Annotated in this window: 16 protein-coding genes and 2 pseudogenes; 4 read left to right on the top strand and 14 right to left on the bottom strand. The window is 45.5% G+C overall.

Annotation, left to right across the window (positions count from 1 at the left end; all coding sequences use genetic code 11):
- Nucleotides 1-3: 3 nt before the first annotated feature.
- The 5 genes from pglX to FTU17_RS12200 are packed head-to-tail and all read right to left on the bottom strand — an operon-like array spanning nucleotide 4 to nucleotide 9400.
- Complete coding sequence (pglX, locus tag FTU17_RS12220; protein WP_180004193.1) at nucleotides 4-3552, bottom strand: BREX-1 system adenine-specific DNA-methyltransferase PglX; 3549 nt, start codon at nucleotides 3550-3552, stop codon at nucleotides 4-6.
- 46 nt (nucleotides 3553-3598) lie between these two features.
- A complete protein-coding gene (brxC, locus tag FTU17_RS12215; protein WP_180004195.1) occupies nucleotides 3599-7279 on the bottom strand; it encodes a BREX system P-loop protein BrxC in 3681 nt (1226 codons plus the stop codon).
- Nucleotides 7280-7319: 40 nt separating this feature from the next.
- Nucleotides 7320-7895, bottom strand: coding sequence for a DUF1788 domain-containing protein (locus tag FTU17_RS12210; protein WP_086355031.1), 576 nt, complete (start codon nucleotides 7893-7895; stop codon nucleotides 7320-7322).
- Nucleotides 7896-7911: 16 nt separating this feature from the next.
- Nucleotides 7912-8523: a DUF1819 family protein gene (locus FTU17_RS12205; protein WP_121523422.1), complete on the bottom strand. Its 612-nt coding sequence runs from the start codon at nucleotides 8521-8523 to the stop codon at nucleotides 7912-7914.
- Between the two features lie 10 nt (nucleotides 8524-8533).
- On the bottom strand, nucleotides 8534-9400 hold the full coding sequence (locus tag FTU17_RS12200) for a WYL domain-containing protein (protein ID WP_180004198.1): 867 nt from the start codon (nucleotides 9398-9400) through the stop codon (nucleotides 8534-8536).
- Nucleotides 9401-9608: 208 nt separating this feature from the next.
- Here FTU17_RS12200 and FTU17_RS12195 point away from each other — a divergent pair, with 208 nt between their 5' ends.
- Entirely contained in the window at nucleotides 9609-9938 is a 330-nt protein-coding gene (locus tag FTU17_RS12195; RefSeq protein WP_005403805.1) for a DUF4236 domain-containing protein, read from the top strand.
- Between the two features lie 273 nt (nucleotides 9939-10211).
- Here the strand turns inward: FTU17_RS12195 and FTU17_RS12190 are convergent, their stop codons facing one another.
- Together FTU17_RS12190 and FTU17_RS12185 are read right to left on the bottom strand one after the other, a co-directional pair.
- Nucleotides 10212-11444 (bottom strand): ATP-binding protein, encoded by a 1233-nt coding sequence (locus FTU17_RS12190; protein WP_160255372.1) that lies wholly within the window; start codon nucleotides 11442-11444, stop codon nucleotides 10212-10214.
- 550 nt (nucleotides 11445-11994) lie between these two features.
- Nucleotides 11995-12306: pseudogene (locus tag FTU17_RS12185) on the bottom strand (HNH endonuclease signature motif containing protein); the annotation flags it as partial.
- 282 nt (nucleotides 12307-12588) lie between these two features.
- On the opposite strand from FTU17_RS12185, the gene sul2 reads away from it, so the two are divergent.
- The 3 genes from sul2 (at nucleotide 12589) to FTU17_RS12170 (ending at nucleotide 14265) form a co-directional block, all read left to right on the top strand.
- On the top strand, nucleotides 12589-13404 hold the full coding sequence (gene sul2 / locus FTU17_RS12180) for a sulfonamide-resistant dihydropteroate synthase Sul2 (protein ID WP_001043260.1): 816 nt from the start codon (nucleotides 12589-12591) through the stop codon (nucleotides 13402-13404).
- A gap of 86 nt (nucleotides 13405-13490) precedes the next feature.
- Nucleotides 13491-13739 carry a phosphoglucosamine mutase gene (locus FTU17_RS12175; protein ID WP_071830581.1) on the top strand — a complete coding sequence of 83 codons (249 nt, stop codon included), beginning with the start codon at nucleotides 13491-13493 and terminating at the stop codon, nucleotides 13737-13739.
- A gap of 61 nt (nucleotides 13740-13800) precedes the next feature.
- Nucleotides 13801-14265, top strand: a complete 465-nt coding sequence (locus FTU17_RS12170) for an ATP-binding protein (protein ID WP_071830580.1) — start codon at nucleotides 13801-13803, stop codon at nucleotides 14263-14265.
- Between the two features lie 73 nt (nucleotides 14266-14338).
- On the opposite strand, the gene mph is transcribed toward FTU17_RS12170, so the two are convergent.
- The 7 genes and pseudogenes from mph to FTU17_RS12130 all read right to left on the bottom strand — a co-directional run.
- Nucleotides 14339-15226, bottom strand: coding sequence for an Mph(E)/Mph(G) family macrolide 2'-phosphotransferase (mph, locus tag FTU17_RS12165; RefSeq protein WP_071830579.1), 888 nt, complete (start codon nucleotides 15224-15226; stop codon nucleotides 14339-14341).
- A gap of 673 nt (nucleotides 15227-15899) precedes the next feature.
- On the bottom strand, nucleotides 15900-17393 hold the full coding sequence (locus FTU17_RS12155; RefSeq protein ID WP_001120888.1) for an IS91-like element ISVsa3 family transposase: 1494 nt from the start codon (nucleotides 17391-17393) through the stop codon (nucleotides 15900-15902).
- Between the two features lie 210 nt (nucleotides 17394-17603).
- Nucleotides 17604-17828, bottom strand: coding sequence for a hypothetical protein (locus FTU17_RS12150; RefSeq protein ID WP_000743213.1), 225 nt, complete (start codon nucleotides 17826-17828; stop codon nucleotides 17604-17606).
- The gene (locus FTU17_RS12145) at nucleotides 17825-18562 is read right to left on the bottom strand and encodes a recombinase family protein (protein WP_001366550.1); all 738 of its coding nucleotides are present in this window, start codon (nucleotides 18560-18562) and stop codon (nucleotides 17825-17827) included. The genes FTU17_RS12150 and FTU17_RS12145 overlap by 4 nt, the downstream gene beginning before the upstream one ends.
- 148 nt (nucleotides 18563-18710) lie before the next feature.
- Nucleotides 18711-19877, bottom strand: a complete 1167-nt coding sequence (locus FTU17_RS12140; protein WP_024160783.1) for a tetracycline-inactivating monooxygenase Tet(X3) — start codon at nucleotides 19875-19877, stop codon at nucleotides 18711-18713.
- 189 nt (nucleotides 19878-20066) lie between these two features.
- Nucleotides 20067-20660 (bottom strand): tyrosine-type recombinase/integrase, encoded by a 594-nt coding sequence (locus tag FTU17_RS12135; RefSeq protein WP_205779272.1) that lies wholly within the window; start codon nucleotides 20658-20660, stop codon nucleotides 20067-20069.
- Between the two features lie 72 nt (nucleotides 20661-20732).
- Nucleotides 20733-21169, bottom strand: a pseudogene (locus FTU17_RS12130) (IS6-like element IS26 family transposase); the annotation flags it as partial.

Here is a 21169-nt window from a genome sequence, read left to right as displayed (position 1 = left end):
TCATCATTTCTCCCCCGTAATCGCTTTGACTTCAGCCAACAAGTCCCCAAACTTGCCATAATTGACTTTCACCCCATCATCCAGATCTAACGTAATACGCTGATCGGCATAATGACGCAGCTTTTCTTCAAAAGTACTGAGTTCAGCCTGTTGCTTATGCAAGTCTTGCAGTTTTTTCTCGATGCGTTTGATTTCAGCCGCAGAGTCACTGCTTTCTTTTGCTGTTTCCAGAGAATTAGCATAGGCGGACATTTTGGAAATCAGTGGCATAACATATTCGGTACGCATACGCGCCAAGGTGCTTTCGTTATAACGATGCAAATACACCAACGCCTGGAAAGCCCCCTGTTTACCACTGCTGAATAGCCAGTAGATCGGGCGCTTTTTATAGGTCTGCATGTGATCTTTATAGAACTTGCTGGCGAGGTAACGGCGAATGGTGTCTTCAGCCGTTTCACTGGCTTTTTTATCTAAGCTTTCTGCGAGCCACTGCATATTGGCATCCAGTGTCTCTTTCCCCCAAACGGCAGTTAAGAACTCTCGAATACGGTGCGTTGCATCATCTTCAAACCAGTGCATTTCGGTCAATGGAATAATACCGTCAGCATCTGCCGGGAATGTTTGATAACGGCTAGCATCAAAGTCTTGATTACCTGCATGGGCATAGATCAGACCTGGTTCATCCAGACTATAACGCCCCATCATGCAGCCAAGTGCATAAGAGACTAAACGCTGGCTGTCTTTTTCACGGTCGGCACGAGTTAAAGTGATCTGTTCATCTGGTACGTCTGGTGTAAGTTCATCCTGTAAACCATAAGCATCAATAAACAGCTTATTGTTTTCTTCTTCCAAGCGTTTCATTTCAGCCACGGCGTCAGTATTTTGCTGTTGCCATGTGTTAAACGCTAGTTCTAAGTTTGGCTGTTGGCTACGAATAATGGGGTTTTGGGTAAAGTCCCATGAGGTTTCGTAGGAGTCCCAATCATATTTAGATAATTGAACACAAACCTTAATATTTTCTTCATTAGCTGCTTGTACATCAAATGGAAGTTTATTTATTTCGCCAACTCCAAAATGTAAGGTAGGATTCATAAGATTCATATAGTAGAAAACAACTTTTGAATTTAATAAACCTAATGTTGTTATTAAATTATTTGAAAAAACCATAGAACCTGTATTTTCAAATATAAAGCCTTCATCTACTAATCTTGCACAAAAAAAAGAACTCGAAATATCTGTCCAGGTTACGCCAGCTTTAAAATAATATGATGGATTTCGAATGGTAGAATTACGCTGCTGTTTAATTGCAAATCCATTTTTTTCCCAATTAATAATATGATTTCTGTTTCCATACCATTTTCTTGCAGTACCACCATCATTATGTGGGAACCATTTATTTAAATTAATTTGATTATTTTTGGCTACAAAATTGATCTTAGTATGATTGACTTCATACCACTCTCTTACAAACCTAGGTTTATCTCCGCTTGTTAGTCCACTTTTAGCATTAGCTATATCCGCTAATGCTGGCATTTTCTCAAAATTATCACGTATAGAATTACCTACCCAATATGCTATAGGACTACATGGTATTTTTTGGAAATCTTCTTGAATGGTTGTATCAAAGCGATTTAAATTATTTTTTAATAGGTATTGTTTTTCCTCATGATTTTTATCTACTAATCTGAAGAAAGCCGGCTTTACACCCCCTATATGTTTTTTTTGACCTACGAATGCTACAGTCTGTACAACTTCGCCTGATATCTCTGGAAAAGCTCGGGCTCCCAAATGAGCCATAGTCCAAATTGAATGATTTAGAAGTAATTTTTCCCGCATGTTTTGATATGATGTTAAAAACATCCATCCCTGCATTGTTACCATACTACTAGCACCAGATTCTTTACAAAAATCGAAACCACGTTCTATAAACATGGCAAAGAGGTCTGATTTACTATCAGGATAGTAATCTTTAGCGAATTCTTTTAAGTTTGTAATTGTATTCGCACCCATATACGGCGGGTTAGCGATTACAGCATCATATTTTTTCGCTAAAAGTTTTGCTTGTATAACCAAAGGCAATAATTTTTTAGCAGCGGCTTTCTGTAAGGTATCGCCCTCAATAACCAAGCCTTCTAAGGTATTTTGCAAATCGATAAAATCTTGTTCTGGGCTATCCATACAAATTAAAGAACCAAAAGTTGAGGCTTCTTTAAACTTAGCTAAAACTTCCTGAATCAGCTTAAAACGTTCGTCATTTTCAGGACTGCTTAAATCCTTTTGATCATTGCCAAACAGATCGACATGACTGCCTTTTTGCCATGCTTGGTTTAAGTTGAGATCTTTCCAGATTTGATCTGCATCTAAATCCTGACTGTCTTGTAGCGCAATAATATTCAGCTTCGGTGGATTGCTAAATAAACGGCGGTCATCCTCACGCGCTTTCATCAATAGCGCAAAACTGGCTAACTGCGCGGCACGGGTATCAATATCAATCCCGTACAGGTTGTTTTCCAGAATCAAACGTGGAATATCACGACTGCGGTAACCACGTTCCAAATAAATCGCTTTTAAGCAATCGTAGGCTTCCACCAGAATATGCCCCGAACCACAGGCCGGATCCAGTACCGTAATGCTTTCAGGGTTTAAGCTATCGCCATCTTCACTGATCCGTACATCAATCAGCTGTTTTAACTGTGCATTGACTTCATCGCTTTGCTCAGCCGGCTGAATATAGTATTCCCACCCACTGGCAAGCATACTTTCTGGCTGTGCCATCATCCATAGACGACCAACACTGTTCTGTACCAGGTATTTCACAATCCAGTTTGGGGTGAATAATTGTGTCGCGGCAGGGATATCTTCACTTTTGACAACTTTACCAATCACCTGGTCTTTCTTTTCAGAAATATAGAACTGATACAGCCAGCCAATAATCTGCACATCCGACCAGTCTTCTTCTGGAATACTGCTGACCAGATCACGGATCAACGAATCGGTTTTGGTCAGGTTATCCGGTAATAACAGTTCTGACTCATCAGACACCTGTTCGAACAGGAGTGGCATCACCTGATTCAACGCATGACACTGCGCCAGTAACAATTCACGATAGAGTTCTTCGTCTTTATTGCCATCCAGCTTGAGTTCAGCCACACGGCTGGCATCTAAACCCGGTAGCTCAATGTCCAGACATTCTTCCAGAATCTGCGGCAAGCCTGCACTACCATCGGCACTGCTCAGCACACGGCGACCATGATCCAGTAAGCCTTTGCATTCCATGTAGCGAATGGCACAGAGACGGTTAAACCAGCTATAAGCGATATAATCAATCGTCTGCTCAAAACTGCTGGTTTGAATGCGCTTGATCAGCTTCTCACGTGGTTTCATGACTGATAGCGGAAAAACCTGATCGCCAATCAGCAGCAAGTCCCCTTTCTGTTCTGCCGGTAAAATGCGGTCTGCGGTGATGCCATATTTAGCGGCTTGCTTGCGCATCGCTGCGATAAAATCATTTCGTGCTTGCGGTGCGTATTTTTTAATATTACTGGTATTCATCTTTAAACCTTTAATTAATGACTGATGCCGATATCCCTAACCCGAGTTAGCGGATACGCACACGCTTTTTATCACTCACGATTTTTTTCAGTTCAGCTTTGAGTGCGTCTACAAACTGATCCACTGATTCTTCTGTTTCCAGATAGACACTACTTGAGCTTTTGCTGTAAATGCTGGCGACATCAACTTCGACAACAGGTTTCGGTGGCACTACGGCTGTCACAGACTGTACCGGACTCGCAGCAGGTGTTGATGTAACTGGGCTGGCTGTAGTTGCTGAACTCGCCACACTCTCGGCTTTGCTCTGAGCCAGTTGTGCCGCTTTGGCCTGACGCTGGATTTCCGCCTGAACTTCGCTTTCCAACTCATACAAGGCTTCATCAAAACGCTCGACGCTGGTTTGAGTTTGCAACATATAGATGGTGGACAGGCTAGTTTCCACTTCAATATCCGTTTTCAGCAGTTGTAGTGGGCGTAATAGCTTGTTACTCAGCTCAGCGGTGGCAATACCACTGTTTTTAATCTCGGCTTCTAACTGTTTGATCTTGTCATCAATGTGTTCTATCGCCTGATTGCGCTTCTCAGTCAACAATTGCTCATTGACGCTTTCCACTGTACGAACCAAATCAGCCACTTTATTTAACAGACCATAGGGCGATTCAAGGGTGGAAATGCGATGTAATTCAGAGAGGGCTTTTTTTGCCACCTCATCACTGCCCAGCGCCTGTTTGTTTTTCTCAAAATGACGTAAGGCCTGTTGCAGTTGTTGCCAGCTTGGCATCTGGTTGCTGAAGAATTCATGAATATCACGATAATCTTCTTCCAGATCCAGATAGTCGTCCTTGTTCTCGACCACGGCCTTAAAGAAATCGAAGCTGTCGCTATTCGCCAGCAGACGTTCCAAAGTCAGAATAGACTTTTCAATCACTTTCTTACCCGGGAACTGCCCAACATCAGTTTTACTCTTATACGACTTAAAGTTGGCTAACCAAGTCTTAAGATGCTGCAAATAGAATTCAAATAGCTCTTTCTCAGTCGCTGGTCCCATCGCCGAGAACAGTTCTTGGGTGAGTTGGCGTGCCTGTTTCAATACCTGATCATCAGTCTGGCGTTTTTTAATGATCGACACATCACGGCGACGGCGGCTGTTTTGTAAAGGCTCAAAGGCATCTTTTAACTGTAAGCTGCCGCCATTTAACTGTAGTGAAATCCGCCCCATCGCAGCCAGCTGACCCACCAACAGTAAAATCTCGGCATCTGGCCAGCCATAAGGACGTTTGGCAAAACGATCCACCACATCTGACACCAGAATACGCTCTGTACCGGTGGCCCGTAGTGCAATGTACTGCTCCACTTCCTGTAGGGCTTTGGGATTGCTCTGACCGCCATCCAGAGACAATCCGAGCTGCGCCATATCATCCACAGTCAAGACGGCGTTCAGTTCACGCCAGGCATCCTGCTGATAGACCTGCAGATAGCTCAGTTTGGTATAAGTGTTTTCCAGCAAATAACGACAAGCCTCATCCAGCTTGGTGGTTGGACTTGAAGATGAAAGTTGTAGATGTTGACCCAAGGCATAACTTTCCGCGTCCAGCAACATTTCTTCGACCCGGACACGCAGGCGTTTTTTACGCTCCTGGTTCTCACGGCCACGGTCTGCCAGGATACGGGTGATATCGGACTGAGTGCCATCATCATTTAACCGAATAAATTTATTGGTTTTCAGCCAGGTGCGCAGTTCATTAAAGAACTGTTTATCGTCTGCCAGTTTAAACAGGACTTGTCCTTCGGCCTGAGTACTTTTACCAATACAGTAAGCTTCAGTATAGAGGTTGTATTCCGTATCCAGCGGAGAAATGATTTCAACTTTCAAATCGCTCTCATACTTGCCATCCAGGCTATGACCATCCAGAAAACGACCAATCTGATAGTCCATCTTGTTGGCTTGATGGCGGTATTTGTTCTGATCGCGCAGTAAATCTTTAAAGATCAGGTTGGCTAACTCTTTATTTTCTTCTGAAGCCGCTAAGTCTGTGGCTTTAATTTTTCGGGTAATATCCCGCTCTTCATTGGTTAGGAACAGGAACTCATCACCATTCCTAGTAATCAGGCTCTCTTTTTCCAGACGCTGCAGGCTCTCTTCAATCCGCTTGCGCAATGCCAGCTTATCTTCATCAATTTTCTCAATCGACAAAGTCACCAGGTTATCCAGCGTACCTTTGATGATATCGACATAGCGGATCATGAACAGGGTACGCAGCATCTGCACATCAAAACCATCCAGGGTCTTATTCTGCCCTGCCTGGTCGATGGTACGCTTCACTGCTGTATCCAGAAATCCTTCCACTGAAGTATAGAAGCGGTGGAAAGGAACCAGGGCACCGACTTCATCTGTAGCAATCGCATTCGCGGCCATCTGGAACGCATCCAACATGGACCGTTCACCATAGGCCAGGTGTGCACCGGTCGCACCGACCTTACGGATTTCTTCAAATACTTTTTGTACCAGCTGAAAATGGTACGGCGCAAAAGGATAGTTATGGATAAAGCTGTCTGGCCCCTCATAGTTCTTTAGGGTTGGGCCTGAACGGTCAAAGGTAATCTGATTTTTTAAGATATCGCCCTTTTGCTCAAACACTGATCTGAGCAATGCTTCTGCTTCTGGGGTTTTACGTAATAAACGTTTCTGGATGACTTCATCGGTATTGGAACTGGACAGTGATAACCGGGTTTTAAAACGACCAGCAATCTTGGAGAAGTCATTGGCTTTGGAAGAAGACATCTCACCTAAAACAGCATCGATGTCTGCCTGTGAGGTGACGATAATCCAAGCGCGGCCTTTACAGATCGTACCCAGGTTTTCAGTAATGGTTTGCAATGTCAGCATCAAGCGGGTATCGCTGCCAATAAACTGCCCCACTTCATCGACCAAGAACAACATGCGTTGCTGGGGTCCTTTGCTGTCCAGGTATTCTTTCACCCACTGACAGAAGTTTTCAACCGAAACACTAAAGGTCTGCTCAGAATCCTCAAACCACTTGTGTGCAGCTTCTGCTGATAGATTCAGTGCCTGAGAAATCGCAGTTTCGACATCATCCTGATAGAACTGATATCCGTCACGTTCTTCTAGCCAAGACATGCCGCTGGATTCCTCAAACGCCTGTTTAAAGCGTTCATACACCCCTTTCTGGCTCAGGTGACGTTCCATATGGGCAATATGTGGATGGTCAGCACTAAAACCCTGATACTCGTTAAACACACGTAAAAACACATTCAGGATCGGATTGCCATCGTCATTGGAACTGGCTTTACTGTCAATGTTAAACAGGATGACATCGGCATGATGGCTAACGGCCTTGCCAATATCGGCACGGATAAATGCATCGCGGATTTTAGTTTCATCAAAGAATTCTGCGGCGCTACGCTCGTTACCTTGCGCATCACGTACCACTTTATTGGCCAGAATATACGACAAGGTTTTCAGGAAATGTGATTTACCTGAACCAAAGAAGCCTGAAATCCATACGCCGACACGGTTGGCAATCGAAGGATCGCTCAGGTCTGTGCCATAAGACTGGAAAAAGTCCCGAAAATGCTTTTCCAGTTCATTGGTGACCACATACTCATCGAGTTCCTGATAAACCGTAGTATTGTCATTCTGGTCTGCTTTTACGACCCCGTTAATCGCACGATCTAATGGCTTATAAAAAAGTTCTTTAATGTTCATCTCAATCCATTCCCCCGAATTCTTATTTCTATTTGCCGTGTTAAGGCACTAATCTGAATGCTCTGTAGTAATTATTGCTTGGAATTTTTCCAAATAAACTCATCGCTTGACCGTCGTAATAACCTGGGTAAAACAGCACCACTGGCTTATGCCCCAGTAACGAATGCAAACTGTTCAATAAGTGATGGGCACGTAACAGTGGCCAAACCGACCCTACCCCAGTCATCAACACAATATCTTGTGCATTGGTGGCATATTTACTCACCAGATAGGGCGCGAACTTATCCATATGCAGTGGGCCTTTCAGCGCTTTGAGCAGCGCCTCATCGCCTTTGGCTTTTTGCATTTGAATGGCTTTATCGATGAAGTTACGCTCAGACAGATAATCCACCACGGCTTGCAGCAGGTTGATATTCACCACCTTCAGCTGACTGTGTTTTTTCTCCAGCATCCCGTCTAGAAAATGCAGATATTCGCGCACCTTCAACTCATCTTCAGGTGCATAATCAAAAATCCAGAAGCCAATTTCATTGCCCAATCCTTGTCCAGTGAGAAACTCGGTTGAAAGTATTCGCTCTGGAATCTGGTTCAGACGCTCATGTATTGTTTGACTCATTGCTGCCCCTCTACAACTAACGCGTCCATACCGACACTTCCATAGATCTTTTAATGCGTTGTTTATAATGTTCTTCCAACAGGCTACGCAGCTCTGCTCTGACGATCACGCGCTGCAACTCCAGCTTACGGGTACTTTTTAAATAACCGGCTTCTGCCAGCATGCGAAACACCACCTGCCCCATTTTTTTCTTGCTGGACTCTTTCCAATCACAGATATCCGGATCACGTTGTGAGCGTTCATCCAAAAAATCTGACCAGATATAACTGTCCAAGTATTGCGCCTGGGAGATATAGGCATCCCTCATCACCGTTTCCATAAACTCAAGCAGCAACAGGTTGCGTTCCAGTGCCCCACAAAAAGCCACCTGAGTCGCCAGCTCATCATCCCCATCCCGCAAAGCTTTCCAGAAATCAGGCTCTAAGCGCTCAAGACGCTTACGAATGGCAGTGGCGTTACGTTGGGCTGAAGCAGGCGTTCTTTTTTGCAGAATATTGTCAATCTGAATGGCCTGATGCCATTGTTCTGGAGTCGCTTCTCGTAATAACAGATCCGCGATCAGCCGGCTTTCACGCACCATCAGGGAACCGCCAATCAGGTCACTGTCATAATGAAATTGTTCTAACATAGCCAATCTCCTATGACGCCTGATCAAACAGGTAAGACGACAGCTTTTCGATATCTGAGCGTTGTAGTACCAAGGGATATTTCAAGGCATCATCCGCCTCAGCCAGCGTGATCGCGGCCTGATATCGCTGCAAAGTATAGTGAGCCAGGGCTTTTTTCACCGGAATCTGTAATCTGCCATCAGGCATGCCGAAGTCTTTTTCGACCAGCGCTTGTTGTGATGAGTTCAATTTTGGATTAGGGATCAGCGTCAGTACAATTTCTTCATGCCATTGCTGATCCTGAGCAGGGCCTACTGACTCAATCGCCATCACAACAGGTGTGCGATCAATTCTGGAGAGTAAAAAGTCCTTAAACTGCTTGCTCTGATGGCAATAGGCACGGACATGCCAGCGAAAACCGGTATACACCAGGGTGTGTGGGGAAATGATGCGTTCATGCCACTGCGGATTCTGCATCGAGGCATAAATCATTTTTAAAGTACTTTGGTTGCGGCAGGCACGCAAAACTTCCCGAATCACTTCAGGACGTACACTGCGATCAGGTAATTGAACTGCTGTAAGATTCGGTTCTGGCATCGCAATAAGGGCATGCGATTCACTGACCAAGCCCGAGAGCATATTGAGATATTCATTGATATGCGCTGTAGTCAGTACAGGCTGGAAGCTGGCCTTAGGCACATAACCCTTGACGGAGGGGTCATGAATCAAGGCATCGGGGTTATACAGCGTATTGTAACGCTTGATATCCGCAGAAGCCTGCTGTCGACTGAGCCCAAACCAGCTCATCAAACGATTGGTAACCAAACGACCTTCCCAGTAAGCAAGCAACTCGATGGCTCGCATTCGAAGAAGCACTTCATGCTTATCTGTCGTCATATACCAATCAGTCAATAAATAGCAGCTTTAAGATTACCCTACAGCAAATATACAGTAAATATTTTTGACGGTATTTAAAGGTAGTATTGCAATCATCAGATAAAAAATATACTAGTATCCTGATGATAGCCGTCAAAGTACGATCTCTAGCAGATCATGGATCCTGGTATAGCGCGTGAATTGAGCTAAGTTTTAGAATGAGAGAAATATGGGTTTTAGATTTCGTAAAAGTATTAAATTATTCCCGGGTTTTAAAATTAATCTGACCCATAAAGGCATCAGCAGTGCCAGCATTGGCAAACCTGGTGCTTCTCTAAATATTGGGAAAAAAGGTACGCGAACCAGTGTCGGCATTCCAGGTACGGGACTATCTTACTCTAAACACCAACCTTACTCTAAAAAGACCCGTGTTCCACAACCGACATCGCTAGAACACACGGAATATAATCCTCAGAATTTAGAACAACCGAAGGCAAAGATATGGCCTTGGATTATTTTTGGAATATTGTGTTTTATGGTGGGTGCCGTCATTTTTTAGCAAGAACCGCATTGTATTTTAATCAAAAAAAAAATGCCCAGATGGATGAATGGGCAAACTAAGGAATTAATATCCTTCAGAAACTCCAGCGCAATTCTCGCTACTTTCAGTAAGCGACTCTGGCTCAATCATGATAGTCTGACTCAATCGAGTCGAGGTAAATCGATCCATCACAATTGGAGCAGAAATTATGCTTGATCACACTCTTGGTTAATGCTGAAAAGTCTTTGAGTTTTAATTAATAAATAATAGTATCCATGTCTACCCTCAACTTTACTTATTTTCAGATAGCAACCAATCGAGAGCACTCATTTTTACAATACCATTATAATTCGCTTCAGTCCCTATCGTGTCTAATGTAAGCAAATACTTGGGATACGAATCAGAAATTTTCTGTAATGGACGTAACTCTCGGCTGAGTGTCTCCTCATTGAGCGTTTCTAATGCCACCTGATAATAAGTTAAATTCTGTAAAGTATCGACAGCAACAAAATCAATTTCATATTCATCAACCCGCCCTACATAGACCGTATAACCTCGTCTGACAAGCTCAAGATAAATCACATTTTCTAAGATATGACCTTGATCAGCATTAGCATCAGGCAACATAATCCGGCGCAATCCGACATCAACTAAATAGTATTTTTCAGAGGATTGTAATAACTCACGCCCGCGTACTTTAAATTGTGCGGCACTATAAAATAACAAACTGTCCTGTAAGCCCTGAATATAGCGTTTTACTGTTTCAAATGAAATTTTAACCCCACTTGAAACAAAGGTATTTTTAATTTTATTGATGGAAATAGCTGAGCCTGTCACGCTTGCCAAATATCTTGTGACACGCTCGAGAGAGTTAATATCGGCAGTATTCAAACGTGGAATAACATCTTTAAACATTACACTGGCATAGACCGCTTGCAAGTAATCATAAGTTTCCTGCTGGCTAGTCATGGCAAGCGTATAAGGGAAACTACTGCGCGTATACATGGCATACAAATCACGATTTGATAATTGTTGGATGATCGGATTATTTTCAATATGCCACTGTTTAAATTCTTGGAATGAAAGGGGTAAAACATGTTGCTCTATATAGCGTCCTGTAAGTAAAGTCGCAAGTTCTCCACTTAGAAAGAATGCATTTGAGCCTGTAATATATAAATCGATATAATCCCGAACATATAAAGAGTCGACTACTTTCTCAAAATTTGTAACATGTTGAATTTCATCTAAAAAAACATAGTTTTTTTTACTTTTATCAACTTTGGATAATACATAATCATGTAGTTTACGGTAATCGGTGAGTTCTTCAAATTCCATAAATTCGAAGTTGATGGCAATGATGTTTTCGGCTTGTACGCCCTGTGCTTTTAGGTCTTGTTGAAACATCGCCAATAAGGTGGATTTTCCAGAGCGACGTACACCCGAAAGCACTTTAATGACATCACGGTCTTGCCATGTATTCAGAAATTTTAAGTAGCCATCACGTCGAATATTAGCGCTTCTCATTATTTACACTTAGAATCTAAAGTTTTAATAAATTCTATCAAATTTTAGAATGTATATGTAAATATATTTAGTTTTAAGAAAAGTTTAAAGGTTAAGTGAAACATTCAAAGCTGCTGTAGAAGCATGTAAACATGCAGATCTGATCAAAATCCAAATTCTGTCTTTTTGATTATTTTCCATGTCATGTTATGTCATTTATGCTACGAGTTAACTGCTATATAAATTAAGTGAAAAGTAAATGGAACTAAGTTGTTAACTAGAGTGGAACTCATTTTTGTTGTGCTGATGGTCTCAGCCTTAATCCTAATTGCTTATGAAATGCTAAAAGGTTTATTTTAGAGCATCTATACAATTTTTGATCAAAAAAAGCCCACAGAGGGAATCTATGGGCGAAACTAAGGACCTTGACGGTCATTCAGAAACTACAGCTAGTTTCTGGTTGTGATTCTGGACTGAATTAAAAATAACCATATTGGCTGAATGTATCAAAAGTTAAATCATGTGATTAATCATTGATACTTCTGCAAAAATGAGCTCATCGCTCTGTTGATTAATACAGTAATTCACCAAACAAATCCGCTCTAATCTCTTCCAGGCTCAGATCTGATTTCATCCTATTACAGATGGGATGAACCAGCAGACCATTCTCTAGAACACCTTGCCCACCTACGGCTTTGGCAATCCGATGATCCGATTCAGTAGAATCAAGATAGATCAATCCATCACAAATGAGGCAAAAGTTATGATTACCCACCAGAAAATTGTGCTTAAGCAGACTCTTGGTTAATGCCGAAAAGGCCTTGGGCTTTGACCGAGAAATTGGACTAATCGACTCCACATATCCCACTCTATTGTAAACAAGACATTTTTATCTTTTATATTCAATGGCTTATTTTCCTGCTAATTGGTAATACCATGAAAAATACCATGCTCAGAAAAGGCTTAACAATATTTTGAAAAATTGCCTACTGAGCGCTGCCGCACAGCTCCATAGGCCGCTTTCCTGGCTTTGCTTCCAGATGTATGCTATTCTGCTCCTGCAGCTAATGGATCACCGCAAACAGGTTACTCGCCTGGGGATTCCCTTTCGACCCGAGCATCCGTATGAGACTCATGCTCGATTATTATTATTATAGAAGCCCCCATGAATAAATCGCTCATCATTTTCGGCATCGTCAACATAACCTCGGACAGTTTCTCCGATGGAGGCCGGTATCTGGCGCCAGACGCAGCCATTGCGCAGGCGCGTAAGCTGATGGCCGAGGGGGCAGATGTGATCGACCTCGGTCCGGCATCCAGCAATCCCGACGCCGCGCCTGTTTCGTCCGACACAGAAATCGCGCGTATCGCGCCGGTGCTGGACGCGCTCAAGGCAGATGGCATTCCCGTCTCGCTCGACAGTTATCAACCCGCGACGCAAGCCTATGCCTTGTCGCGTGGTGTGGCCTATCTCAATGATATTCGCGGTTTTCCAGACGCTGCGTTCTATCCGCAATTGGCGAAATCATCTGCCAAACTCGTCGTTATGCATTCGGTGCAAGACGGGCAGGCAGATCGGCGCGAGGCACCCGCTGGCGACATCATGGATCACATTGCGGCGTTCTTTGACGCGCGCATCGCGGCGCTGACGGGTGCCGGTATCAAACGCAACCGCCTTGTCCTTGATCCCGGCATGGGGTTTTTTCTGGGGGCTGCTCCCGAAACCTCGCTCTCGGTGCTGGCGCGGTTCGATGAATTGCGGCTGCGCTTCGATTTGCCGGTGCTTCTGTCTGTTTCGCGCAAATCCTTTCTGCGCGCGCTCACAGGCCGTGGTCCGGGGGATGTCGGGGCCGCGACACTCGCTGCAGAGCTTGCCGCCGCCGCAGGTGGAGCTGACTTCATCCGCACACACGAGCCGCGCCCCTTGCGCGACGGGCTGGCGGTATTGGCGGCGCTGAAAGAAACCGCAAGAATTCGTTAACTGCACATTCGGGATATTTCTCTATATTCGCGGTTCAGCAGGCATGTCCCCTTTGAGGGCGACCCGACGACAGGATAATCGACCTTATGGTGCGCAAATATTTCGGCACAGACGGTATTCGTGGCAAAGCCAACGAAGGCGCGATGACGGCGGAAACCGCCTTGCGCGTCGGCATGGCGGCTGGCCGTGTCTTTCGTCGCGGTGACCACCGCCATCGTGTCGTGATCGGCAAGGATACGCGCCTGTCGGGCTATATGCTTGAACCCGCGCTCACAGCCGGTTTCACCTCGATGGGCATGGACGTATTCCTTTTTGGCCCGCTGCCGACAACGTAATAGGAAGAATAAACGCCCTTTTCACCCAAGTCCAAATTAATTTGCCGATTCCATAATCAGGGTGTATTACAATTCCATAGAGTTTTTCAATCCAGGTGGTTTAGCTGATAACTTAACGATTGATCAGCTTCTTCGTGAAGATTACTCGCCATGGGCGCGCAATAAAAGGATATCTGCCACGTTCAAAGAAGCGCATTTTATTGAAAAATATGGGTCAGGCATCAAACGAATCCAAGAAGGCTTCGCATCCTATGGTCTGCGTCCCCCTGTCTTTGAAAATTTCCAGCACGGTTTTCGAGTTATTGTCTCATCAAAGCTACTTTTCGAATCTAATGAGGGAGTAAGTGAGGGAGTAAATCTACTATTTAATCAGATAAGAACTAATCCAGGAAAGCGTGCACCATTTTTAGTAAACGAGCTATTAGTTCCTGTCAAGATAGTAGAGCGGTGGCTCAAAATCTTAAGAGATGATCATAAAATCGAGTTTCGAGGAGCTCCTAAAAGTGGAGGATACTGGCTAAAATAGAAATCAATGATACTCTTAAGTGGCACCAATCGAACTCCTATTTTAGCATTTAAAAAAGTATCCTCACATCATTTTATTGAACAATACCTAAGGCTGCTCTGGCGGCATTGATATGATTATCGTCGTTGCACTCTACCGCAAAAGCGCCATATGCTAATGGAGCTGCAGCAGCCCTCTCTATAGATTGTTCGTAGAGCCTATCCCATATCGTTCCGCCTTGTTTAGCATACTCCGTTATCAAACTCTTCAGGCTATCCTCTCCAAAAACCGATACGTGACCAGAAAAGTCCAGTGCAGGATCACCCATATGCGCAGTAGACCAATCTATGATACCAGAGGTCTTACCTTCCTTCGAGGTTAAGACATGCCCTGCATAGAGATCGCCATGGATGAAACAAGTGAATTCAGGCCACAAAGGGTCATTGTCCAACCATCTACGGTATCTGTTTTCCAACGGCTCGCTGATACCTATCTCAGATTTCACCAAGTGGATACGGTCAGCTATTTCGGTCCTCAATTCACTTGGAGTCATTATTTTCAAGTTGCTCTTTCTCACATCGTCAGCTGTAATACGATGTAATTCGGCCAATGATTTTGCCAGAGACTCCACATAAGCTATGCTATCGCGATCTATGTTCCAAGAAACCTCATGTGTTATCGCATCGAATGTCAGAGCAGGCGCATCCTCCAGTAAAGGGTAGGCTATTAGGCGCTCCGATACAATTTTCCAATCAGGGACATTGATCGACAGGTTTCTTTTGGCTAAATCCAATATTCTACTTTCATTTTCGATTTGTTCAAGCATATCGCTTCTTCGAGGTATACGGAGTACCCAGTTCTCACCGTTTACTTCCTTTACAAAGGCAACTCTAAAGTCGATGCCCATCTCATTGACGCTCATCTCTTCCGAAATTCTCAGCCCATGCTCTAGGGCTAATGTTTGCATATCTTCGATTGTCATTTCTATACTGTTTTCTTTTATTAAATTGGTACCAGTTCCCCCGACAGGACATTCTGAATGTCATATACAGGTGTAACACTTTACCCATATTCTTTTCGTATGGATAACACTTCCCATCAGGGAACAAAAATCTGATACATGAATTAATTGTGAGACAGTAGACCTACTGTCGCATTGAAGCCATCTCGGCGACTATTTGATTAGGAAAACCAAGGCTTTGCCATCATAGCCTTATCATAGAAGTATAACATAGTTGTAAAGATAGAAAATTATTTTTTATTCATCCATGATGTTATTATTTTATAATAACATCATCTAAACATGTCCTGTCGCTCTTTTGTGCTGTGATATTTCATACCTATTAACTGCTTTCGTTTGAATTATACGACGTTCTACTCACAATAGGGCAAGGGTTACTCATTCCGTAGGATGCGGTTCACGTATAGGAAGAATAAACGCCCTTTTCACCCAAGTCCAACAGCTTTGGACCGCAGTTGACTCTTTCGACACCCCTGCGATGCAACCCAATCCGGCTGACGGGGAGCCAGCAACGCTGAAAATTTACCCTCCTCTTTCCCACTAGCGGCTCCTTTTCCGACAACCAGCACGGCGGATCCCTGCCGCGGCGCTGTGAACGCAGCATTTTGATTGGTATCGTTGGCCTTCAGGCTCGTCAGTCAAACAGACCCAGGAGCAGCTCAGCCGGTGGCGCCCGGCTTTCGGGTAACGCCCTGGTCCCGCTGGTTTCGGCTTTGTGCTTCAGGTGATCAAGGATCTGCTTGATCACTATAGGGTCTTCAATGCAGGCGATGACTTTCATGGCGCCGCCGCAGCCGCTGCAGGTCTCGATGTCGATATTGAAAACACGCTTGAGCCGTTGCGCCCATGTCATCGACGCTCGCCGTTGTGCTGGTGTTGCCGGTTCATCAGCCACCCTGACCTTGTTGCCCCTGCCCCGTTTTGCCGGCGTGACCAACGCCCGGTGCCGACTGTTGGGTGCGAACACCCCGTGGAAGCGGGTTAGGTTGACTCTGGGCTTCGGTACCAGGGCGGCCAGCCTTGCAATGAAATCCAATGGTTCGAAAATGACGTGCGTGGTGCCGTCCCGGTACGGCGTCTTGAGCTGGTAGCGCACGTTGCCGCCTCGTGTTAACGACAGCCGCTTCTCGGATACCGCCGGGCGGCTGATGTACCGGCACAGCCGTTCGAGCTTCTTGCGTTCATCGGCCCTGGCCGCCACGCCGGCGTGCAGGCTGGACCCGGCTACCTTGCCAATCCCGTCACCGAACGGATCACCACTGGTCGGCAGAGTTTGCAAAGTGAACACCTTTCGCCCCGCCTGTGAACCGACAGCGATACGGTAAGTGATCGAGTGCCCCAGCAGGGGTGTCATCGGGTCGTCATCCACCGCATCCGAGGCCAGATAGCTGTTTTCGACATCCCGTTCCAGCAGGCCTTGCCGTTCCAGATAGCGACCCACCCGGTGGGCGATGGTGTGCGTCAGCTGGGTGAGCTCTGGGCTGGTCGGCGCCTTGACCCAGCGGAAACGCGCTGAGCCGTGGGATTGCTCGACATACACACCGTCGAGAAACAGCATGTGGAAGTGAACATTCAGATTGAGCGCCGATCCAAAACGCTGGATCAGGGTGACCGCGCCCGTCTTGGCCACTTGGTGGGTATGGCCCGCTTTCTTGACCAGGTGCGTGGCAATGACGCGGTAAACGATGCCCAGCACCCACCCCATGATCTCGGGCCGGCTGGCAAACAGGAAACGCAGCTGAAACGGGAAGCTCAACACCCACTGACGCATGGGTTGTTCAGGCAGTACTTCATCAACCAGCAAGGCGGCACTTTCGGCCATCCGCCGCGCCCCACAGCTCGGGCAGAAACCGCGACGCTTACAGCTGAAAGCGACCAGGTGCTCGGCGTGGCAAGACTCGCAGCGAACCCGTAGAAAGCCATGCTCCAGCCGCCCGCATTGGAGAAATTCTTCAAATTCCCGTTGCACATAGCCCGGCAATTCCTTTCCCTGCTCTGCCATAAGCGCAGCGAATGCCGGGTAATACTCGTCAACGATCTGATAGAGAAGGGTTTGCTCGGGTCGGTGGCTCTGGTAACGACCAGTATCCCGATCCCGGCTGGCCGTCCTGGCCGCCACATGAGGCATGTTCCGCGTCCTTGCAATACTGTGTTTACATACAGTCTATCGCTTAGCGGAAAGTTCTTTTACCCTCAGCCGAAATGCCTGCCGTTGCTAGACATTGCCAGCCAGTGCCCGTCACTCCCACTCGATTGTAAACAAGCACACAAAACCCTTTAGTGACAACAATTTGCAAGAACTATCAGGCTCAGTGCCATGAAAAATACCATGACCAGATCATGAGGTTGAACACGGCTTGCGCCGGCAGCGTTCACGCTCCTGGTCGGCGATCTCGCCCGGCTGCAATGCTAGCTCAGCATCGGTCATGCGCTCCAGCACGTCGCGTAGGCGGATGGTGCAAGGAATGGGCGGCAGCTCGAACTCATAGCCGCCGGCGATCATTTCGGCCGCAATCTCCTCGGTGATGAAAAACGGCTCGTCGTCTTGGTTCGGCTTCTTCATGCCCTTTCCTCCTGGCGCTCATCCTGGCCGACAGCGGCCAGGGCATCGGCTTCCGTCAATGCGTCCTCCACGAACGCGCCGTGCTGCTTCGCTTCGGCCTGGCTGACCTCGGCCCATATCCGTTTCACCTGGGCCGCACTGTACCCGGCCAGCTCGGCGGTCTTGTTGATGCTGTAGCCGGACTTGCGCAGCGCGACAACTTGGGCGCGGCGCTTCGGATCAGCACGGCGGCCCTTGTACCGCCCGGCCTGGCGGGCCAACTCAATGCCTTGGCGCTGGCGTTCGCGCCTGTCCTCGTAGTCGTCGCGGGCCATCTGCAAGGCCAGGCGAAAAAGCATGATCTGCACGGCTTCCAGCACGATCTTGGCGACGCCCTGGGCCTCGGCCGCCAGGTCGGATAGATCGACCACGCCAGGGACGGCCAGGCGTGCGCCTTTGGCCTGTATCGAGGCCACCAGGCGCTCGGCCTCGGGCAAAGGTAGGCGGCTGATGCGGTCGATCTTCTCGGCAATGACCACCTCGCCGGGCTGTAGGTCGCCGATCATGCGCAGCAGCTCAGGCCGGTCGGCGCGTGCGCCGGATGCCTTCTCACGGTAGATGCCGGCGACGTAGTAGCCGGCGGCCTTCGCGGCCGTAGTGATCGCCTCTTGGCGTTCCAAGTCCTGCGCGTCGGTGCTGACGCGCAGATAGACCCGCGCCACCATCGGCGCGGCTACTGGCTTCGTCCTGCGCATACTTGCGGGCTCCTTTGGGCATACTCAAATGCACCCATCTTAAACTGGCAGCTAATGTACAAAAGTTGATAGAAGCACACAAGTTCAATTTTGCACTTCTGCCCCACTATTGCAAAACTGCTTGTTAGTAGCCGTTTTTTCTTACTGTTTATAGATTCAATAATTTTTGAAACGAAAAATTGGGACTAAACATTTCGGTTTCGTTTTCTGTCGATTCGTCCTGCGTATCTTTTGCATAAACAAACATTTGTTGTTCGTAGTTTTCGATGGCATTTTCAATACTTGTAAATTCTCCGTTTGTAAGGTTTTCAGACAATATCAAAGCATCCAATAATCCCGTATTTACACCCTGTCCTGCAAAAGGCGACATCAAATGAGCAGCATCGCCAATCATTGTTATGGGTAATGGACGGTTACTTTTCCAATCATTGTTCAAAGGAAATTTCCTTGTGGGCAAGCATTGAAATGTTGATACCGAACGTATTAATTGTTTGTAAACTTCACTCCATTTGGAAAATCTTTTCAATAAAAAATCGGCAACGCTGTTTCTGTCCTGAAAATCTAAGGGAATTTTATTTTTCCATTCATCGGGCGTTTTAAAACTAATTCCTAAATACAATGCACCATTATTATTGGGATTGGCAAACAATAAAATGCCCTGATGTCCCGCCATTAATCGGTTGCCGTTGCATAGCTGAAAAAATCCGGGACAGTTTATTTCCGGTTGAAGAATATCAGCTTGGATGTTGAAAGTACCGGTTTCTTCAACTTGCGTGTCGGTAACAAAGCTCCTTATTTTCGACATTCCACCATTGGCAAGAATAACCAAATCTGCTGTTTCACTCGGTTTATTCTCAAAAGTTAGTGTCCACTTCTTCTTACCAGGTTCAAGCATAACAAGTTTTCTATCCCAAATAACCGTGTCGTTTTCTAAACTATTCAACAAGATAGCCCTTAAGTCATTTCTGTTTATTTCAGGATTGTCAAATCGATTTTCGGGCTTTACATTTTTTGTGGATAAAATATTGCCTTTTTCATCAGCAATATTTACACCCATTGGTAAGGCTAAGTCATAATAAGTTTGTAACAATCCCGCTTTTTTCATTGCTTCCTGACCTGAACCTTTGTGTAGGTCAAGGGTTCCACCAAAAATTCTTGCCTCTCGGTCGTTGTCTCTTTCGTAAACTGAAACGTCTATGCCGTTTTGCTGTAATAATTTTGCCATAGTCAGTCCAACGGGTCCACCACCAATTATTGCAACGTTCTTATCACTAAGTAAATTCATTTGTTTGTCCGTATCTATTCGCATTGTCATTCAAAAATGGCACATAACAAGTGGCTATACGCCAAATGGCGTATATATCCACTATATCTTATTTTGCTAAACCTTTCATTATCAGTGACAAATCCGTTTTCAACCGTTTACCGTTCGTTTCTACTCTCTCAAAAGGATTTATATTCATAGTGCTTTTTGTTAAGTTTTGCTCAAATATACAAATCCTTTCTATATATCTAACAAATCCATCGGACTTTTTAATTGTTCCATTCCCTTGGTGGTAATATGTGTATAAACCTCAGTTGTTTTACTGCTTGAATGACCTAACAACGATTGAATATAACGTAAACTCGTACCATTCTCAAGCAAATGCGTTGCAAAGCTATGTCGTAAGGTATGTACAGTAACTTCCTTTTGAATCTTTGCTTTTAAAACAGCTGCTTTAAAAATGTTTTGAATACTTCGGCTTGAGTATGCGCCACCTTTTTGACCTTCAAATAAATAATCTTTTGGTTTATATTCCATAAAGTATGTTCTTAAAATAATTAATGTTTTCTCAGATAAAATGGTATAACGATCTCTTTTTCCTTTTGACTGTTCTATACGAATTTGCATGCGCTTGGAGTCAATGTCTTTTATTTTCAGGTTTATACATTCAGAAATGCGCAAACCTGCCGAATAAATAGTCATCAGAATAGCCTTGTGTTTCACGTTTTCAATAGCGCGTAGTACCCGAATGGTTTCTTCTTCACTCATCACAACAGGAAGTGTTTTTTCTTTTTTTGGTCTTTCGATGAAATATGTTTTCCGTTGTCCACCCAAAACACGTTCGTAATAAAACTGGCACTGTTGCAAAGTTAGCGATGAGGCAGCCTTTTGTCTTATTCAAAGGCCTTACATTTCAAAAACTCTGCTTACCAGGCGCATTTCGCCCAGGGGATCACCATAATAAAATGCTGAGGCCTGGCCTTTGCGTAGTGCACGCATCACCTCAATACCTTTGATGGTGGCGTAAGCCGTCTTCATGGATTTAAATCCCAGCGTGGCGCCGATTATCCGTTTCAGTTTGCCATGATCGCATTCAATCACGTTGTTCCGGTACTTAATCTGTCGGTGTTCAACGTCAGACGGGCACCGGCCTTCGCGTTTGAGCAGAGCAAGCGCGCGACCATAGGCGGGCGCTTTATCCGTGTTGATGAATCGCGGGATCTGCCACTTCTTCACGTTGTTGAGGATTTTACCCAGAAACCGGTATGCAGCTTTGCTGTTACGACGGGAGGAGAGATAAAAATCGACAGTGCGGCCCCGGCTGTCGACGGCCCGGTACAGAT

Origin of the sequence: Acinetobacter sp. YH12070 (genome assembly GCF_013419625.1) — a bacterium.
GTDB classification, from domain to species: Bacteria; Pseudomonadota; Gammaproteobacteria; order Pseudomonadales; family Moraxellaceae; genus Acinetobacter; species Acinetobacter amyesii.
The sequence above is the reverse complement of the archived record's forward strand: the minus strand, read 5'-3'. Positions and strand labels throughout refer to the sequence as shown.

Bases quoted from the DNA above. Each gene is read 5' to 3' on its own strand.
- FTU17_RS12175 (WP_071830581.1), top strand. From the start codon at position 13,491: ATGGTGCGCAAATATTTCGGCACAGACGGTATTCGTGGCAAAGCCAAC.
- FTU17_RS12210 (WP_086355031.1), bottom strand. From the start codon at position 7,895: ATGAGTCAAACAATACATGAGCGTCTGAACCAGATTCCAGAGCGAATA.
- brxC (WP_180004195.1), bottom strand. From the start codon at position 7,279: ATGAACATTAAAGAACTTTTTTATAAGCCATTAGATCGTGCGATTAAC.
- mph (WP_071830579.1), bottom strand. From the start codon at position 15,226: ATGACAATCGAAGATATGCAAACATTAGCCCTAGAGCATGGGCTGAGA.
- FTU17_RS12140 (WP_024160783.1), bottom strand. From the start codon at position 19,877: ATGACAATGCGAATAGATACGGACAAACAAATGAATTTACTTAGTGAT.
- FTU17_RS12205 (WP_121523422.1), bottom strand. From the start codon at position 8,523: ATGTTAGAACAATTTCATTATGACAGTGACCTGATTGGCGGTTCCCTG.
- sul2 (WP_001043260.1), top strand. From the start codon at position 12,589: ATGAATAAATCGCTCATCATTTTCGGCATCGTCAACATAACCTCGGAC.
- pglX (WP_180004193.1), bottom strand. From the start codon at position 3,552: ATGAATACCAGTAATATTAAAAAATACGCACCGCAAGCACGAAATGAT.
- FTU17_RS12200 (WP_180004198.1), bottom strand. From the start codon at position 9,400: ATGACGACAGATAAGCATGAAGTGCTTCTTCGAATGCGAGCCATCGAG.
- FTU17_RS12195 (WP_005403805.1), top strand. From the start codon at position 9,609: ATGGGTTTTAGATTTCGTAAAAGTATTAAATTATTCCCGGGTTTTAAA.
- FTU17_RS12150 (WP_000743213.1), bottom strand. From the start codon at position 17,828: ATGAAGAAGCCGAACCAAGACGACGAGCCGTTTTTCATCACCGAGGAG.
- FTU17_RS12155 (WP_001120888.1), bottom strand. From the start codon at position 17,393: ATGCCTCATGTGGCGGCCAGGACGGCCAGCCGGGATCGGGATACTGGT.
- FTU17_RS12145 (WP_001366550.1), bottom strand. From the start codon at position 18,562: ATGCGCAGGACGAAGCCAGTAGCCGCGCCGATGGTGGCGCGGGTCTAT.
- FTU17_RS12190 (WP_160255372.1), bottom strand. From the start codon at position 11,444: ATGAGAAGCGCTAATATTCGACGTGATGGCTACTTAAAATTTCTGAAT.